The 16,607-nt window shown below is 41.9% G+C and carries 14 protein-coding genes; 13 read left to right on the forward strand and 1 reads right to left on the reverse strand.

The features are described 5' to 3' along the window. Window positions 1-158: 158 nt before the first annotated feature. The gene (locus CXF88_RS08115; RefSeq protein WP_101086409.1) at window positions 159-845 is read right to left on the reverse strand and encodes a YggS family pyridoxal phosphate-dependent enzyme; all 687 of its coding nucleotides are present in this window, start codon (window positions 843-845) and stop codon (window positions 159-161) included. 27 nt (window positions 846-872) lie between these two features. Here CXF88_RS08115 and CXF88_RS08120 point away from each other — a divergent pair, with 27 nt between their 5' ends. From CXF88_RS08120 to rfaH, 13 genes are all read left to right on the forward strand, one after another. Continuing rightward, window positions 873-1,910: a type IV pilus twitching motility protein PilT gene (locus CXF88_RS08120; RefSeq protein WP_059744125.1), complete on the forward strand. Its 1,038-nt coding sequence runs from the start codon at window positions 873-875 to the stop codon at window positions 1,908-1,910. 12 nt (window positions 1,911-1,922) lie between these two features. Then, complete coding sequence (locus tag CXF88_RS08125) at window positions 1,923-3,035, forward strand: PilT/PilU family type 4a pilus ATPase (protein WP_101086410.1); 1,113 nt, start codon at window positions 1,923-1,925, stop codon at window positions 3,033-3,035. A gap of 281 nt (window positions 3,036-3,316) precedes the next feature. After that, complete coding sequence (locus CXF88_RS08130) at window positions 3,317-4,420, forward strand: hypothetical protein (RefSeq protein ID WP_101086411.1); 1,104 nt, start codon at window positions 3,317-3,319, stop codon at window positions 4,418-4,420. 127 nt (window positions 4,421-4,547) lie between these two features. Then, window positions 4,548-5,081, forward strand: a complete 534-nt coding sequence (locus CXF88_RS08135; protein WP_101086412.1) for a glutathione peroxidase — start codon at window positions 4,548-4,550, stop codon at window positions 5,079-5,081. 276 nt (window positions 5,082-5,357) lie between these two features. Then, entirely contained in the window at window positions 5,358-6,371 is a 1,014-nt protein-coding gene (gene hemH, locus CXF88_RS08140) for a ferrochelatase (RefSeq protein WP_101086413.1), read from the forward strand. A 364-nt stretch (window positions 6,372-6,735) separates the two neighbouring features. Next, window positions 6,736-7,065 carry a stress response translation initiation inhibitor YciH gene (gene yciH / locus CXF88_RS08145; RefSeq protein WP_059744130.1) on the forward strand — a complete coding sequence of 110 codons (330 nt, stop codon included), beginning with the start codon at window positions 6,736-6,738 and terminating at the stop codon, window positions 7,063-7,065. Between the two features lie 33 nt (window positions 7,066-7,098). Next, entirely contained in the window at window positions 7,099-7,659 is a 561-nt protein-coding gene (locus CXF88_RS08150) for a YqgE/AlgH family protein (RefSeq protein WP_101086414.1), read from the forward strand. A gap of 230 nt (window positions 7,660-7,889) precedes the next feature. Further along, window positions 7,890-8,309: a Holliday junction resolvase RuvX gene (gene ruvX, locus CXF88_RS08155; protein WP_059744132.1), complete on the forward strand. Its 420-nt coding sequence runs from the start codon at window positions 7,890-7,892 to the stop codon at window positions 8,307-8,309. A gap of 1,984 nt (window positions 8,310-10,293) precedes the next feature. Beyond that, window positions 10,294-11,154, forward strand: coding sequence for an HAD-IIB family hydrolase (locus tag CXF88_RS08160; RefSeq protein WP_157822787.1), 861 nt, complete (start codon window positions 10,294-10,296; stop codon window positions 11,152-11,154). A 1-nt stretch (window position 11,155) separates the two neighbouring features. Beyond that, a complete protein-coding gene (locus CXF88_RS08165) occupies window positions 11,156-12,376 on the forward strand; it encodes a glycosyl transferase (protein WP_101086416.1) in 1,221 nt (406 codons plus the stop codon). 27 nt (window positions 12,377-12,403) lie between these two features. After that, a complete protein-coding gene (locus tag CXF88_RS08170) occupies window positions 12,404-14,149 on the forward strand; it encodes a sugar phosphorylase (protein ID WP_101086417.1) in 1,746 nt (581 codons plus the stop codon). A 318-nt stretch (window positions 14,150-14,467) separates the two neighbouring features. Continuing rightward, window positions 14,468-15,025 carry a DUF4136 domain-containing protein gene (locus tag CXF88_RS08175; RefSeq protein ID WP_101086418.1) on the forward strand — a complete coding sequence of 186 codons (558 nt, stop codon included), beginning with the start codon at window positions 14,468-14,470 and terminating at the stop codon, window positions 15,023-15,025. A gap of 670 nt (window positions 15,026-15,695) precedes the next feature. Continuing rightward, window positions 15,696-16,205, forward strand: coding sequence for a transcription/translation regulatory transformer protein RfaH (gene rfaH, locus CXF88_RS08180; protein WP_101086419.1), 510 nt, complete (start codon window positions 15,696-15,698; stop codon window positions 16,203-16,205). The last annotated feature ends 402 nt before the right edge of the window (window positions 16,206-16,607 follow it).

Consider the following 16,607-nt stretch of genomic DNA (forward strand, 5'->3'; position numbering starts at 1 on the left):
AGCATCTAGCCGCGAAGCGACCTAGCAGCGCAGCGTTCTAGGCTGTTGCTATAGATTTTATAGCATCTAGCCGCGAAGCGACCTAGCAGCGAAGCGTTCTAGGCTGTTGCTATAGATTTTATAGCGACCTAGCAGCGAAGCGTTCTAGGCTGTTGATTTTATCTTTCACCAAAGATCGCACTGCCAATGCGTACCATGGTTGATCCGTTGGCGATGGCGATGTCCATGTCGCCGCTCATACCCATTGATAAGGTGTCGACGCTAGGATATTGCTGCTTAAGTTGGTCAAAAAGTTGCTTTAATTGGCTAAATTCTTGTTGTTGAAGTTGTACGTCATCAGTCGCGGTTGGGATAGCCATTAATCCGCGCAGCTTAAGATTGCTTAAGGAGGCGATAGTAAGTGCTAACGTGGCGACATCCTCAGGATTAACACCCGACTTTGATTGTTCCTGGCTAATATTGACTTGAATGCACACGTTTAATGGCGGCTTGTTATTTGGACGTTGTTCATGCAAACGTTGGGCAATTTTGTCACGACTTAAGGTATGCATCCAATCAAAATGTTCGGCAATAATTTTACTTTTATTCGATTGCAACGGGCCAATAAAATGCCACTCGATATCTGGGTAATCAGCCTGCAAGGCAGTAATTTTAGTTTCGCCTTCTTGGACATAGTTTTCACCAAATAGACGTTGCCCCGCTTGATAAGCAGCAATGATGTCACTGATCGGTTTGGTTTTACTCACTGCTAATAGGCTTATTTCGGCCGATGAACGTGAACACTTTTGCGCCGCTTGACTAATTCTACTCTGGGCGATTGATATTCTGTCTGCTATTGTTGTCATAATGTTGGTTAAATGGATGTCTCTACAATGGAAATCACTGAATTACTCGCCTTTAGTGTAAAACACAAAGCATCAGATCTACATCTTTCAGCAGGCGTTTCTCCTATGATCCGCGTTGACGGTGAGGTAAGAAAAATTAATTTACCTGCGTTAGATCATCAAGGCGTTCATAGTCTTGTCTATGACATCATGAATGATAAACAACGTAAAGACTATGAAGAACATCTAGAAATCGATTTTTCATTCGAAGTGCCTAATCTAGCGCGTTTTCGTGTTAACGCCTTTAATCAGTCGCGTGGCGCTGGCGCGGTATTCCGTACCATTCCGTCTGACATTTTGTCGCTTGAGCAATTGGGCGCGCCAGAAATTTTTAAGAAAATTGCCAGTTTCCCACGTGGCTTAGTATTAGTCACCGGGCCTACTGGTTCGGGTAAATCAACCACATTGGCTGCGATGGTCGATTATGTAAATGAAAACCGACATGACCATATTTTAACCATTGAAGACCCGATAGAATTCGTTCATCAGAACAAACAATGCCTTATTAACCAGCGTGAAGTTCACAAACACACACATAGCTTTAATGCAGCTCTAAGAAGTGCATTACGTGAAGATCCAGATGTTATTCTTGTGGGTGAAATGCGCGACCTCGAAACCATTCGCTTAGCCATGACGGCTGCTGAAACGGGTCACTTAGTATTTGGTACTTTGCATACTACTTCAGCTGCCAAAACTATTGACCGTATAGTCGATGTATTCCCTGAAGGTGAAAAGAGCATGGTTCGTACCATGTTGTCAGAGTCGCTTCAGGCGGTTATTTCACAAACATTGATCAAGAAAATTGGTGGTGGCCGAGTGGCTGCTCATGAAATTATGATGGGCACCCCAGCGATTCGAAATCTTATTCGTGAAGACAAAGTCGCACAAATGTATTCAGCTATTCAAACGGGTATGTCTCACGGTATGCAAACCCTTGATCAATGTCTGCAAAACTTAGTTAATCGTGGGTTAATTACCCGTGAAGATGCGATGCAGAAGAGTTCGAATAAGCAAGCTAATTTCTAAGGAACTGGGATCATGGATGTTCGTCCGTTTTTAAATATGATGGTGGAAAAAAAGGCGTCTGATTTATTTATCACTGCTGGTTTTCCACCCAGTGCCAAAATCGACGGAGAGCTACGTCAACTATCCGATAATCGATTAACACCAGAGCAATCATTAGTGTTTGTTGAGTCGTTGATGAGTGACGTTCAAAAGAAAGAATTTCACGACACTAGTGAGTGTAACTTTGCATTTGCAGCCAAAGATTTAGGTCGTTTTCGTGTCAGTGCCTTTTGGCAACGCGAATCAGCCGGTTGTGTTATGCGCCGTATCGAAACCCAAATACCTGAAGTTGATGACCTAAAGCTACCCCCTATTTTGAAAGACTTGGTCATGAGTAAGCGTGGTCTTATCATTATGGTGGGTGGTACCGGTACTGGTAAGTCGACTTCGTTGGCTGCGCTAGTGGGATATCGAAATGCTCATGCTCGCGGACATATTCTGACCATTGAAGACCCTGTCGAGTTTGTACATAACCATCGTAAAAGTATTGTTACTCAGCGTGAAGTGGGTATTGATACCGACTCATTTGATGCCGCGCTTAAAAGCTCTTTGCGTCAAGCGCCAGATGTCATTCTGATTGGTGAAATCCGTACTCAAGAAACCATGGAATTTGCGTTGTCATTTGCCGAAACGGGTCATTTATGCATGGCAACCTTGCATGCAAACAACGCTAACCAAGCACTCGATCGCATTATGCATTTAGTACCGGAAAGTAAGCACAATCAACTGTTGTTTGATTTGTCGTTAAATTTACGTGGCATTGTAGCGCAACAGCTTATTCCGAAATCAGACGGCACCGGGCGCCGCGCCGCCATTGAGGTGTTAATTAATACCCCTCGAGTGGCCAGTTTGATTGCTAAAAATGAATTGCATTTACTGAAAGAAACCATGGGGAAGTCACGCGAGCAAGGCATGCAGACTTTTGACCAGGCATTGCTAGATTTATATGTAGAGGGTGAGATTAGTTACGCCGATGCATTACATCATGCCGACTCGCCAAACGATTTACGTTTAATGATTAAATTGCGAAATAATGAAGCGGCTTCTTCAGGATCAATGGAAGGTATTACTCTCGACATGGATTAGTGATGTTTTGAGCCAATAAATGAGTGAATTAGTGATGTTTTGAGCCAATAAATGAGTGGATTATCAATCGAACCATTGGTTATGAGAGGTCGTAAGTAACATCTTACGGCCTTTTTTTGTTATCATGGCCGTTATCATTGTTATAATTACTCCTGTTGTCGTGGACATTTCGATGACAAAAGTACATTAAAACCTTTATTCAGTAACCTTATCCGTATAAACACATTATACGTTACTCATTTTTATCACGCTTTATAACATTGTTCTTTCAAGGATGTTTCATGCAGTTATGGCAAAAAATCACCGTCTTTTCTTCGTTAATCTTACTTCCGCTTTCGGCATCGGCTGTACCTGTCACCGATGAAGTTGATATTGGCGGTGCAGTTCGGGTGAACTACGGTTGGAAAGATTACGACGACAACGCCAAGCTTGAGTTTGAATTGTTCCGTGCTGACGTTAATTACAAGAGCAAAGATGGCTTATTCGCCTCAGCTCAGTATCGTTGGTATGAAAACATGGACGTAGTGCATCATGCCTACATGGGTTATCAATTTGATGACGCCCAATCAGTGCAAGTGGGTGTAACCCAAGTCCCATTTGGTTTATTGCCTTATGCTGCTCATTCATTTTGGTTCGGCGCAACCTATTATCTTGGTTTTGAAGATGATTACGATGCTGGTATTCATTACAAAAATGAACAAAATGGTTGGCGCTATGATTTAGCTTATTTTGTTAATGACGAAATTGGCGACGGTTCTAATTATGATCGTTACTCATTTGATGCTGCCACAACAGCCGATTCACCATATGAAGAGGCAGGACAAATCAACGCTCGAGTTGAACGTGAATTTACTTCTGGTGAAGTCACTCATAAGTTAGGTGGTTCATTACAATACAGCCAATTAGATTTTATGGCTGATGCAGCTACCGTAGTGGGTGAAGACACCAATGGCCTTGCCGCTGCAGCGCATTGGCAACTTGACTGGAAAAAATGGCAATTACAATTACAATATATTCATTATGACTATGATATAGACAACAGTGAACGTATTGCGTTGAGTGCATTTCAATATCCATTTGAAATTGCTGCTGAAGCCGATGTTGCTACCGTTAACATTGCTAAATCGTTTGACGTTGATTGGGGACCAATCACTAATTTGAATTTTTACAACGATTACAGCCAGGTAATGGCATCGGGTCAAGGACTTGATGATTCTATCCAGAATGTGACTGGTGTTGCCATCACTGCAGGTAAATTTTATTCTTATGTAGATTGGATTGCCGGTAAAAATATGTGGTTTGTTGATGGTGCAGGTGTTGGTATCGATAACGGTGATACATCATGGCATTCACGTTTAAATATTAATATTGGTTTTTATTTCTAATCATTTATGATCTGAAAAAAGCAGTACTTCGTACAGTCCTGTGATACCTAATAGGCATCGATAAATTCGTTTATCGGTGCCTATTTCTATCTATTCTTATAAACTTTGAGTAAAGGACAAACTAACAATGATTAAATACCTAACGGCAATTGGCTTATTGGGATTAAGTTTTGGCTCCGTGGCTGCAAATTGTCCTGATTATCTCAATGTTGACGCTCGTAAATTACACTCAACAGAAAACGTCAATTTATGTGAACTCACCCAAGGCAAAGCCGTATTAATCGTTAATACTGCATCCCATTGTGGATTTACCCCTCAGTTTGAAGCACTTGAAGCATTACACAAACAATATGCCGACAAAGGTTTAGTAGTGATTGGCTTTCCATCAGATGATTTTTTCCAAGAAGAAAAAGACGAAGCTAAAACTGCCGATGTTTGTTTCATTAATTATGGTGTTACGTTTACCATGGTGGCAACATCACCTGTTAGAGGCGGTGAGGCTAACTCAGTATTTAAATACTTAGGCGACAAAACTGGCGAACCTAAATGGAATTTCTACAAATACGTAGTTTCCGCTGATGGCCAAACCGTACAACAATTCAGTTCTCGTGTGAAACCTGATAGCGAAGAATTGAAAAAAGCGATTGAATCAGTTTTGTAATCGTTAGCTAAACAGGGCCGTTTAGCTTAGCGACTAAATAAAGCGGATAAATAAAGCGACTAGATAGAGCGACTTAATAGAGCGACTAAATAGAATGACCTAAGCGAGTTAGCTAGGGTAAATAAATATTTGCCGAGTGCGGGTTAATTTGATGATAAAATCGATACCTAGCGCTCTTTTTGTTTTAAATGAATGCGATACAATTTTGATTTAAGCTCATGAGATATCCAAAGTGAGCTGTATTTATAAATCCATATCAATAACGGAGAAGATACTTTGGCTAGATTTTCAGGGTTAGATAAAGACACCGGCCACAAAGCTCGTGGCAAAACTGGTGTATTATTATTGAATCTAGGTACACCAGATGCACCTACTGCATCAGCTGTTCGCATCTATTTAGCTGAGTTTTTGGCGGATCCTCGAGTAGTCGAAATTCCAAAGCTGATATGGATGATTATTCTTCATGGGATTATTTTACGTATTCGTCCTGCTAAATCAGCAGCCTTATACAAACAAGTCTGGACCGACGAGGGCTCTCCTTTACTGGCTATCAGCCAACGTCAACAAGCCAAACTAGCCAAACATCTTCAAGCGCAAGGGTTCGATGCAAGTGTACATTTAGCGATGCGTTATGGTTCGCCATCAACGTCGAGCACCTTACAAGCTATGCATAAACAAGGCGTAGATAACCTAGTTGTTCTGCCTTTATATCCGCAGTATGCTGCGCCAACAACGGGTTCAGCATTTGATGCTTTAGCTAAAGAATTAATGAAATGGCGATATATCCCTGCACTGCATTTTATAAACACCTACCATGACAACCCTGATCTTATTGATGCGCTTGCAGCATCTATCCAAAAAGATTTTGATCAGCACGGTAAACCGCAAAAACTAGTGATGTCTTACCATGGTATGCCTGAGCGTAATTTGCATTTAGGCGATCCCTATTACTGTTTCTGCTTGAAAACGACTCGTTTAGTGGTCGAAAAATTAGGCTTAAGTGAAGACGATTACGTTGCAACATTCCAGTCTCGCTTTGGCAAGGCTAAATGGTTACAACCTTATACCGACGCAACAATCGCCAGCCTACCAGCCAAAGGCATTACCGACATCGCCGTCATCTGCCCAGCATTTAGCGCCGATTGCCTAGAAACCCTAGAAGAAATCAAAGGCGAAAATCGTCACGTATTTGAAGATGCCGGCGGCAAAAACTTCAGATACATTGAATGTTTAAATGACAACGACGACCACATCAATATGATGGCAAATCTGGTAAAACCTTTTCTATAGTTATAGGGCGTGACTCTGTCACTGCTAGGGCGCTTCGCTGCTAAGATCTTAGGCCGCTACGCGGATAGTGCGCTGCGCTTCTAGGGCGTGACTTCGTCACTGCTAGGGACAGCTTCGCTGCTAAGATCCTAGGCCGCTATGCGGCTAGGCTGTTACTCGTTTCGCTCGTCATCGCTTGTTACCGGCTCTTTCTTTGCTGTATATTTTGATTTTATAGCCTCTAGCCGCGTAGCGTCCTAGCAGCGCAGCGCTCTAGGCTGTTGCTTTTGAAGCGTCCCAGTCCCTACGCTTTTAGCTTTATATCCTCGCCTCTGCTTTTATGATTTGTTAAACTCAAATAATGTTTTACTGCTAAAGAAATAATATGAGAATAGATCCCAATATCGCATTAGTTTATAGCACTGATAAAGGTCGTATTGATCAGCCAAAGCCACAAGCTGAAGTACCCACTGGCGACGGTATAGTGCGGATCCATAAAGACAGTAAAGGGCGTAAAGGTAAGGGCGTAAGTGTGATCAAAGGGCTCGAATTAGATGAAAAAGCCTTAAAAGACCTTGCGCAAAAATTGAAGAAACAATGTGGCTGCGGTGGTACAGTGAAAGACTTCTGCATTGAAGTACAAACTGACAATCGCGAACAAATAAAATCCATATTAGAAAAGTTAAATTTCACTGTGAAATTAGCGGGTGGATAATACAAAACGCTAAAACACTATTGGGGATAGCATATGGATAATTTCAAAGACCACTTTTTAATTGCAATGCCATCATTAGATGACACATTTTTCGAGCGCTCGGTGATATACATTTGTGAGCATGATAAAAAAGGTGCCATGGGCTTAATGGTTAACCGTCCAATCGGTGTTGAGGTTGAAGATCTGCTTGAACAAATGGAACTCTATCTATCGCCAGAGTTTTTATTCTCCTTAGACAGTCAAGTGCTCATTGGCGGCCCTGTCGCCCCCGAACGTGGTTTTGTATTACACACGCCTCAAAAGCACTGGGTTAACAGCACTGAAATTAGCGAAGAGACTATGTTAACCTCCTCGCGAGATATATTAGCCTCGATTGGTTCTGATAAATCACCCGAAAATTTTATTGTTGCGCTAGGTTATGCCGGTTGGAGTAAAGACCAGCTTGAACAAGAAATTGCCGACAACACCTGGTTAACGATTAAAGCGACACCAGAGTTATTATTTAACGTTGAGCCTGAACAAATGTGGCTAATGGCTACCCAACAGCTCGGGTTTGATATTTGGCAAATGTCGAGCCAAGTCGGACATGCTTAAAAATAGGTCGCTGCGCTTCTAGGGCGGACTGCGTCCTGCTAGGGTCGCTGCGCTGCTAGGGCGGACTGCGTCCTGCTAGGGTCGCTGCGCTGCTAGGACGGACTACGTCCTGCTAAGAACTGCTTTGCTGCTAAGATTTTATAGCCTCTAGCCGCGAAGCGTCCTCGCAGCGTAGCGCTCTAGGCTGTTGCTTTTAAAGCGTCCTCTAAAGATTAAACCAAGAGATAAACATGCAACCACAAACCGTTTTAGGGTTCGACTACGGCACCAAAAGTATTGGTGTCGCTATAGGTCAAGCCATTACAGCTAGCGCCACACCTTTATTATCAATTAAAGCGGTTGATGGGATCCCTAATTGGGATGATATCGACAAATTATTGAAAGAATGGCAACCAGATCTTGTCGTCGTCGGTTTACCGTTAAATATGGACGGCACCGAGCAAGAGATGACTCAACGGGCTCGAAAATTTGCTAATCGAATTAACGGTCGTTTTGGCGTTAAAATTGCCACCCAAGACGAACGTTTAACCACTGCAGATGCTAAAGCCCGCTTATTTGAATTGGGTGGTTTTAAAGCGTTAACCAAAGGTCAAATTGATGCGGTGTCAGCGGTGTTAATTATTGAAAGCTATTTCGAAAACCAATTCTAACTTAATGCCGAGATTCTAGGCCGCTACGCGGCTAGAGCGCTTAGCTTCTAGGAACAGCTTCGCTGCTAAGATTTAGTCACCAGATTCCAGTATTAATCTAGATGCTAGATTCTAGGCCGCTACGCGGATAGAGCGCTGCGCTTCTAGGGACAGCTTCACTGCTATGATGTAGTCACCAGATTCCAGTACCGTTCGAGTTACTAGGTATTTTAGCTTTTATAGCATCTAGCAGCGTAGCGTTCTAGTGATCTAGATTCTAAGTACTAGGCCGCTACGCGGATAGTGCGCTGCGCTTCTAAGGACAGCTTCGCTGCCAAGATTTAGCCACCAGACTCAAGTACCGTTCGAGTTACTAGGTCTTTTAGCTTTTATAGCATCTAGCAGCGTAGCGCTCTAGTCATCTAGATTCTAAATACTACGCCGCTACGCGGATAGAGCGCTTCGCTTCTAGGAACAGCTTCGCTGCTAAGATTTAATCACCAGATTCCAGTACCGTTCGAGTTACTAGGTCTATTGCTTTTATAGCATCTAGCAGCGTAGCGGTCTTGTCATCTAGATGCTAGATTCTAGGCCGCTACGCGGATAGAGCGCTTCGCTTCTAAGGACAGCTTCGCTGCTAAGATTTTATCACCAGATTCCAGTACTTTTCGAGTTACTAGGTCTTTTAGCTTTTATAGCATCTAGCAGCGTAGCGCTCTAGTGATCTAGATTCTAAATACTAGGCCGCTACGCGGATAGTGCGCTGCGCTTCTAAGGACAGCTTCGCTGCTAATATTTAGTCACCAGATTCCAGTATCGTTCGATTTACTAGGTCTTTTGGCTTTTATAGTATCTAGCAGCGTAGCGCTCTAGTCATCTAGATTCTAAATACTAGGCAGCTACGCGGATAGTGCGCTTCGCTTCTAGGAACAGCTTCGCTGCTAAGATTTAGTCACCAGATTCCAGTACCGTTCGAGTTACTAGGTCTTTTAGCTTTTATAGCATCTAGCAGCGTAGCGCTCTAGTGATCTAGATTCTAAGTACTAGGCCGCTACGCGGATAGAGCGCTGCGCTTCTAGGAACAGCTTCGCTGCTAAGATTTTATAGAATCTAGCAGCGTAGCGTTCTAGCATCTAGGCTCTATCGCTTTTTATCGCTCGCCATCTCTTTCTATCGCTCGTTACCTCTCATCATCTTCTTTTTCTGCCCTAAAATGGTGCAGTTTTTATTCATTGTTGCACATATCTTCTTATCCTGGTCAATACACCTTTTCACATCATCGTTTTTATTCTAAAGATAATATCAAGAATATCAATGGGTAAGGTCTATTTGTGCCATTAAGGTGCAAAGTTATTACGTTTGGCACATATCCTGAATCTACCTAATCAGTTAATTGAGTAACAGCAACAACAGAAATAGCTATGACAGGTGATAACAAGCGAACTGCGCTTACGAATTTAGTGATAACAAGCGAATGCAGTGCTTATGAATTTAGTGATGACAGACGATAACGAGCGAACGCTGCGCTTACTGATAGAGTGATGACAGGCGATAACAAGCAAATGCCGCGCTTACTGATAGAGCTATGAAGGGTGATAACAAGCGAACGCTGCGCTTACTGATAGAGCTATGAGACGATAACAAGCGAACGCTGCGCTTACTGAAGAGCTATGACGAGCGATAACAAGCGATAACAAGCGAACGCTGCGCTTACTGATAGATCTATGACGAGCGATAACAAGCGAATGCTGTGCTTACGAATTTAGTGATGACAGACGATAACAAGTGAGGGCGATAACAAACGGATGGTGTGGAAACGGGTGAACGTTGGCTTTCAGCTTTTATAGAATCTAGCCGCGCAGCGAATTAGCTTCTAGGCTTTACGCTCGTCACCGCTCGCTATCGCTTGATATCGCTTGATATCGCTTGTTATCGCTCGTCACCGTTTATACCGCTTGATAACATTTTTGATAGTCAGCGTTCAATGATTGAAAAGGGATACGATATGACAACACGACCACTTATCTTTACCGACATCGATGGCACTTTACTGGACCATTTTGACTATAGTTTTAGTCATGCAATTGAAGTGATTGAAGCATTGAATGAACGCCATATTCCTATTATCGCTAATACCAGTAAAACCTTTGCTGAAATGGTGAAGCTACAACAAACCATCGGGTTTAACTCACCGTTTATATCTGAAAATGGTGCAGTCGTTTATATTCCAATTGGGTATTTTGACCAACAGCCAGAGGGGACATTTACCCAAGGATATTATTGGATAAAAGAGTTTTGTCAGCCGCGACAATACTGGCTTGAATTATTAAACCAACATGCACAGGCATTTAACGATGACTTTATTGGTTTTTCATCTTTATCAGTTGAAGAGTTATGTGAGATAACCGATTTGTCACCCGATAATGCCAAATTGGCTTTGATTAGGCATTATGCCGAGCCAGTACTTTGGCAAGGCAATGAAGCTAATAAACAAGCCTTTATTGAGTTGATGACAAGCGTTGGTGCACATACCCTGCAGGGGGGACGTTTTCTACATGTGGGCGGAGATAGCGATAAAGGCAAGGCAATGAAATGGTTAGCCGATATCTATTCCAAGCAATATAGCGCTCCAGTGACTACCATTGCACTCGGCGACAGTGGTAATGATAATGCCATGCTCGAAGCCGCTGATCTTGCAATACAAATTAAGTCACCTGTTCATCCATTTCCCATATTAACGACCCAAAAACAAAGTATTCAAAGCAGTGAGTGCGGCCCTAAAGGTTGGGCCGAATGCATTAAGCAAACGCTATTGTCTTCATCGGCTGAATCGCAGCTAAACCAACTACCATTTGGAGGGGCGTAACATGGCCGACTTTTATCAAAATGGCATTGTCACCACAATGCATAATTTAACCCGACGTACCCATGAAGAGCTTGAGCAAGACTTAATCAAGTTTTCAAAAACGCGTCCGTTAGGATTAATTTTGCCATCTCTGTATTCAGAGCTAGAAGGCGCCGCACTTAAAGATATTGTCAGTAAATTAAAACAGGTGCCGTATTTATCCGAAATTGTAATTGGATTAGATAGGGCCGATCTGAAGCAGTACAAACACGCGCTAAGCTTTTTTGGTGAGTTACCGCAGCATCACCGAATACTATGGAATGACGGCCCACGTTTACAAGCGCTGGATGCAAAATTGCAAGCGTTAGGCTTAGCCCCTAAAGAGCTGGGTAAAGGTCGAAATGTCTGGTACTGCATGGGCTATATTTTGGCTTCAGGCAAAACAGAATCGGTTGCATTGCATGATTGTGACATCGTGACCTATGAAAAATCATTACTCGCTAGACTGCTTTATCCGGTCGCTAATCCACAGTTTAACTATGAATTTAGCAAAGGGTATTATGCACGTGTGTCTAATGGGCAAATTAATGGCCGAGTGTCACGTCTATTAGTAACACCGTTAATTAAAGCGCTTAAAAAAGTGGTTGGTTACAACGAATATTTAGAATACATGGACAGTTTTCGTTATCCATTAGCGGGTGAGTTTTCATTTAGACGAGACGTGCTCAACGACCTACGTATTCCAAGTGACTGGGGCTTAGAAATTGGGGTGTTATCAGAAATGCAGCGTAATTATGCCCATAATCGCATTTGTCAGGTCGATATTGCCGACAATTACGATCATAAACATCAAGACTTATCATTGGATAATGAAGAAGCGGGCTTGTCTAAAATGTCGATTGATATCACCAAAGCATTTTTCCGAAAATTAGCCACTCAAGGTAATACTTTTAGCACCGAATCTTTCCGAACCCTTAAGGCAACGTATTACCGTATTGCCCTCGATTATGTCGAAACCTATCATAATGATGCATTAATGAATGGCTTAACCACCGATATACATCTAGAAGAAAAAGCGGTTGAAATGTTTGCCCAAAATATTGTCACGGCAGGGCAACGCTTTTTAGATAATCCAATGGAAACCCCGTTTATGCCAACATGGAGCCGAGTCGTGAGTGCCATGCCCGACGTGCTTGAACAGCTTAAAGCTGCTGTAGAAGCCGATAATGCCGAGTTTAGCTAATATCAAAATCGACCAAGAGGACACCCTATGTCAGTAATGGAAGGATTACAGCAAAAGCTGCAGCAACAACTTAGCTGTATTTACAACGATGTCGACATTAGCATAAGTGTGCCAGCATTGGCTGATCAGCTCATCGATATCATGCGTATCACCGAGTATTGTCAAGTGCCCGAACCCTTTGTAAATCATTGGTCTGAAAAAGACATTATTATGATCACTTATGGTGACAGTGTGATCCAACAAGGTGAGCGGCCACTCACCACGCTGGCACAATTTATCGACAGCTATTTAAGTTGCATCAATGCTGTGCATATTTTACCGTTTTTCCCTTACAGTTCAGACGATGGTTTCTCGGTTATCGACTATTCAAGTGTTAACGAAGGGCTTGGGTCGTGGGCAGACATCAGTGCCATCGCCAGTAAACGACGATTGATGTCAGATTTAGTGATCAATCATTGTTCTAGTCGAAGCTTATGGTTTGATAATTTCTGTAAAGGTGAGGGTGTAGGACATGACTATTTCTTTACTGCCAATCCAAATGATGACTTAAGTGCGGTGGTTCGGCCAAGAACGTCAGCACTATTAAGACCAACAGAGACACCTAACGGAACTCAGCATGTGTGGTGTACCTTTAGTCATGATCAAGTTGATTTTGATTTTCGTAATCCACAAGTATTAATCGAGTTTGTCCGCATCATTCGTCAATATTTAGATGCGGGTGTGAGTATTTTTCGCCTCGATGCGGTGGCTTTTTTATGGAAAATAGTCGGTAATAAATCAATTAACTTACCGCAAACCCATGAAGTTGTACGTTTATTGCGGACATTAATTGAACACGCCCAACAAGATGCCATTATCATTACCGAAACTAACATTCCCAACACCCAAAACTTAACGTATTTTGGTAATGCAAACGAGGCACATTGCATATATAACTTCTCGTTGCCGCCTTTATTGATCAACAGCCTGATTACCGGCAGTTGCTTATACTTAAAGCGCTGGCTTATGAGTATGCCGCCCGCACAAGACGGCACAACTTACTTTAATTTTATTGCTTCTCACGATGGCATTGGTTTGCGCCCGGCAGAGGGTTTACTCGATGAAGATGAGATTGAAACTCTGGTCGACACCATGAAGCAGTTCGGTGGCCAAATTTCATCAAGAACCACAGAAGATGGCCTGCAAAAACCTTACGAAATGAACATAGCCTTGTTTGATGCGTTACAAGGGACCACTAAAGGTAAAGACCTATGGGGAATGCAACGTTTTGTATGTGCTCATACCATCATGTTAGCGCTCGAAGGAATTCCAGGTATTTATATCCACAGTTTACTGGGAACCCGCAACGACTATGAAAAACTGGCCAATACTTCCCATAATCGGGCCATTAACCGTCATCGTTGGGATCTCAATCAATTAACGGAACAACTAAATGATGCCAACAGCGATCATAGCCAAGTGCTAACCGAGCTGACTAATTTAATCAATATCCGTACTCAACAAATTGCATTTCATCCCAATGCCACTCAATTCACCTTACATCTAGGGTTACAGCTATTTGGTTTTTGGCGTCAAAGTCGTAATCGTAAACAAAGTATCTTCTGCATCAGTAACGTATCTGACCAAATCACCGATCTCCCCATTAACGAACTGAACCTTATTATTGCGGAAAACTGGGTTGATCTATTAAGCGGACAACCAATAGAAGACATCACCCAAACAATGTCACTGCAACCCTACCAAACAGTGTGGATAAGCAATGTACGTATCTAGGGCGGACTATGTCCGCTAGGCCGCTACGCGGATAGTGCGCTTCGCTTCTAGGGACCGCTTTGCGGCTAAGATGTTATAGCATCTAGCCGCGGAGCGTCCTAGTTGCTCGCAGGTTCGCGAGAGGGCGGACTACGTCCTGCTAAAACAGCTTCGCAGCTCAGATTGACTCGCTGCGATACTAGGCTGTTGATTTTATAGTATCTAGCCGCGAAGCGTCCTAGAGTCTAGCGTTCTTTATTTTATAAAATCTTGTTAACTTGACAACGCCTTTGCTCTCTATAAGCTAATAAGAATTAACATCTTGTTTTTGGAGCCTGTATGAAAACCTTATTTATCGCTGCGGCAGTATTAGCATTGAGCGCATGTAGCACCTTGAAATCTACTTCAGACTTCGATCCATCGGTATCATTTGAACAATATAAAACCTATTCATGGGTAGAGAAAAAAAATGAAGATGCAGGCTATCATTTAGACGGACTCATGGACCAACGTGTTCGTGCTGCTGTCGAAACTCAATTAAGCCAAAAAGGCATCAGCAAAGCCGACAAACAAAATGCCGATTTATTAGTTAACTACATCACCAAAGTTGATAAAAAAATCAATATCGACACCTTTAACAGTAACTTCGGCTATAACCCATATTATGGCCCTCGTTGGGGATTCGGAGGCAGTCTTCATAGTGAAACGACTGTGCGTGAATATGATGTTGGCACATTAATGGTCGACTTAGTTGACAACAAAACCGGTAAGTTAATTTGGCGTGGTACAGTGGCCGATACTGTGCGTGAACAAAGCACTCCAGAAGAGCGAATTAACACTATTAATCAAGCAATTGGTACTGTAATGATGAATTATCCACCCAAGCCGAATAAGTAATCTTTACGTCAACATAAAATATCTAAAGAAAGCCTCGTTTATCGAGGCTTTCTTTTTTTGTAGGCTAGCAATATCTATATCTATATCTATATCTATATCTATATCTATATCTATATCTATATCTATAGCGCCTTAAACTGACATTAATGACTAACATCAAACAGAATTTATAAATTATCGATCGATAGTCGATCAATAATGTATCGATGGAGTAAATCATTTAATAATCGGTTAAGTCAGATTTGGATTGTCATAACTGGAAGCAAAATAACATGATAAAAGACAGTCAATTAGTTGTTAAATCTGTTTAGGTATACAAAATATCAACGGATTTTGAGACTGTGCGTTTGCATTTGGTAACCGCCAACGTAAGCAGATTGACATTACTAAGCACTTTTTATTATACATAAAGCAAAATTAACCGAGTACTGTGCGCTAAAAGTGTTAAGTCAATGTAGAATGATAAATCAATTAGTTACTTCTGAAAGTAGATAATAAATGATGGTGTTATTGCTTAATATAAAACCAGACAATGATTTAAACGCTGTATTTATAGGCATTAAGGCTCAAAAACACATTCAAATAAGTAAGTAATTTTGTTAATATCCCAAGTCGTGAATGGGATGTCACTTGCTCAAACTGATGAGCAAATCTAAACAAGCGAGTAATAATGAAATCTTGGTATTTACTGTATTGCAAACCACGTCATGAAGTACGTGCACAGCAAAATTTGGCTTTACAAGAAGTCGAGAGTTATTTACCTGTGATCACCCAGCAAAAAATGGTCCGCAATAAACCACAAATGGTTACGGCACCACTTTTCCCTAGCTACCTGTTTATCTATTTTGATCCTCTTATCACCAGCGTCAGCAAAATCCACAATACACGTGGTGCTAATCGTATTGTTGGCTGCCGAGAAGATATGACTCCCATTGACGACAGAATTATTTCAGCGCTTAAAAGACGTGTTCAAGGTTATGTACCAGAAGAGGTAAAACCGTTAGGCAAAGGCGATAAAGTCAAATTTGTCGATGGACCGTTTAAAGACCTTGAAGCAATATTCGACGAGAATAATCCAGATAAACGTTGCCATGTGTTATTTAACATCATGGGGCAACAGAAAAGGATTTTAGTTGAGTTGACGAATCTAACGCCTGTTTCTGGTAGCAAAACAGAATAATAGTAGTATGTTAAGACTTCCGCCCTAGATCTTGTAGGATATTGTCTATTCACATATTTAACTTTGGTTGTTATTTGACCAATTGGTCGGTAAAAAGAACCAATATTAATGTTTTTATATACTTTACTATTTGTAGGTAAGTAAAAAACAATTTACTTACAACATTAAAGTTATCGTTTAGGTATAATTTCGCGCCGATTATTTAGATTATATCGGCGATAAAGATATATTTCGCACAGCGAAGGGCATGTTGGAAGCCGTAATCCATGGGCGGTAGCGTGTCTTAAAATCGATAATCAAAAATCTAGATGCGAGAGCGCTTCGCTGCTAGAAGCTATAAAATCTTAACAGCAAAGCTGTCCCTAGTAGCGCAGCAACACTAGTAGGACGAAGTCCGTCCTC

The sequence above is a fragment of the Shewanella sp. ALD9 genome, from assembly GCF_002836315.1.
Classification (GTDB): domain Bacteria; phylum Pseudomonadota; class Gammaproteobacteria; order Enterobacterales; family Shewanellaceae; genus Shewanella.